Below are 2,211 nucleotides of genomic sequence, written 5' to 3'. Positions count from 1 at the left end.
TGGCGTGGATCTACTGGTCGACCAAGGTCGACACCTACCAAGAGCAGGCCATGCCACCCCGCCATCCCACAGGAAACCAGCTGTTGTCGTTGCCGTTGAGGTCGCCGGCCAGCGGCCGGCACTACCAATGCGGTGCAGGGCGCAGCCCTGCCGACTATTCCGGCTCGCGCTGCACCTGGCGCCACAACTCGCTGGCCAGCGCACGCACCGCATCATCGGCATCGGCGCGATGCAGCAGGCCGATCTCGTAGTTGTCGACAAGGGGCAGGTCGCGCTGACCATCGATGATGCGGTGTTCGCGGTTGATCGCGCGCCGTGGCAGCAGGCTGATGCCGATGCCGTCGGCCACCGCGCCCTGGATGCCGCTCAGCGAGGAACTGGTGAACGCGATGCGCCAGCGCAGGCCCAAGGCCTCGACGGCCTGGATCATCTCGTCGCGGTACAGCCCGCGCGGCGGGAAGGTGACCAGTGGCAGCGGGTCCTGCTGCAGGCTGCTGCTGCGCAGGCTGTCGATCCAATGCATCGGTTCGCGTCGGCAGTGCACGGCCTGGCGGGTGTTGCGACGCTGCTTGACCAGCACCAGGTCCAGCTCGCCATGGTCGAAGCCATGGGCCAGATCACGGCTGAGGCCGCTGCTGATTTCCAGCTTGACCTGCGGGTGGCGGCGACTGAAGGCGGCCAGCATGCGCGTGGTCTGCGGGTTCACGAAGTCCTCCGGCACGCCGATGCGCACCGCGGTCTCCACGGTGGCGCCGGCCAAGGCCTGGGCCAGTTCCTCGTTCAGATCCAGCATGCGCCGGGCATAGCCCAGCAGGGTGTGCCCGGCGTCGGTGGGATGCACGTCGCGGTGGCCGCGTTCAAGCAGGCGGTGGCCGGCAAGCTCCTCCAGGCGGCGGATCTTCTGGCTGACCGTGGACTGGGTTGAATGCAGGCGGGTAGCCGCGGTGGTGAAGCTGCCACAGTCGGCGACCATCACCAGGGCCCGCAGCAGGTCCAGTTCGAACACTGTTCTATTCGATTTGGCACTGTCTTGCATTTGAACATTTCACTTCTGGATACCCGTGCCGACTTCTACCATGCAGGGCAGGGGCCGGCAATGGCCGGCGCCATTGCGCATGAGGAGAGTCACGATGCACCACCCTCGCTCCCGGCAGCGCCGTTCGCCATTGGCCCGCATGCTGCTGCTGTGCCTGCTGGCCATGGTCATCCCGGCGTGTACGGCGACTTCCCGAAGCGACGCCGATGCGCAGCTGCGCGATGCCGCCAGCCGCGGTGATGCCCGCGCCGTGCGCGAGGCACTGGATGCGGGTGCTGATCTGGAGGCGCGTGACGGCCAGGGCCGCACGGCCCTGCTGCTGGCCACCCACGGCAACAGCGTGGACGCGGCGCGGGAACTGATCGAGGCCGGTGCCGACGTCAATGCCAAGGACGCGATGCAGGACAGCGCGTACCTGTATGCCGGCGCGCGCGGCCTGGATGAGATCCTGGCGCTGACGCTCGCCCACGGTGCAGACCTGCGCAGCACCAACCGCTATGGCGGTACCGCGCTGATTCCTGCGGCCGAACGCGGCCACGTCGCCACCGTGCGTACGCTGCTGCGCGCCGGCGTGGCCGTGGATCATGTCAACCGCCTGCACTGGACTGCACTGCTGGAGGCGATCCTGCTTGGCGATGGCGGCCCGCGCCACGTGCAGATCGTACAGTTGCTGCTGGACGCTGGCGCCAACCCCGAGCTTGCCGATGGCGACGGCGTAACGCCGCTGGCGCATGCCAAGCAACGCGGCTACACCAACATCGAAACCCTGCTGCGCCAGCATGGCGCGACGCGCTGACACCCGCCCCTTCCACCCGCACGCTGCCGTGCCCACCAGGATGCCGTCCATGTTCCGTTCCCATCCGTTGTCCCTTGCCGTCCTTCTTGCCGTTGCACCGCTGTCGGCGTCTGCCGCCGAGCGCGCCGATCTGCTGATCCGCAACGCCACGGTGGTCGATGTCGAGCACGCACGCAGCGTGCCCGGGCAGAGCGTGGTCATCCGTGGCGAGGACATCGTCGCGGTCGGTCCCGATGCGCAGCTACGCAGCCAGTGGAGCGCCAGCCGGCAGATCGACGCCAAAGGCAAGTACCTGATTCCAGGCCTGTGGGACATGCACGTGCATTTCGGCGGCGGGCCGGCGCTGGTGGAAGAGAACAAGGCGCTGCTGCCGCTATAC

The 2,211-nt window shown here is 67.8% G+C and carries 2 protein-coding genes and 1 pseudogene; 2 read left to right on the top strand and 1 reads right to left on the bottom strand.

The features are described from left to right. Positions 1-154 precede the first annotated feature (154 nt). Entirely contained in the window at positions 155-1,036 is an 882-nt protein-coding gene (locus AC1VAN_RS19375; protein ID WP_480986496.1) for a LysR substrate-binding domain-containing protein, read from the bottom strand. A 94-nt stretch (positions 1,037-1,130) separates the two neighbouring features. Here AC1VAN_RS19375 and AC1VAN_RS19370 point away from each other — a divergent pair, with 94 nt between their 5' ends. Further along, on the top strand, positions 1,131-1,832 hold the full coding sequence (locus tag AC1VAN_RS19370) for an ankyrin repeat domain-containing protein (RefSeq protein ID WP_309909996.1): 702 nt from the start codon (positions 1,131-1,133) through the stop codon (positions 1,830-1,832). Positions 1,833-1,881: 49 nt separating this feature from the next. After that, a pseudogene (locus AC1VAN_RS19365) lies at positions 1,882-2,211 on the top strand (amidohydrolase family protein); the annotation flags it as partial.

It is taken from the genome of Stenotrophomonas sp. 05L44_2 (genome assembly GCF_056665995.1).
This window is presented reverse-complemented; position numbering and strand designations above follow the sequence as displayed.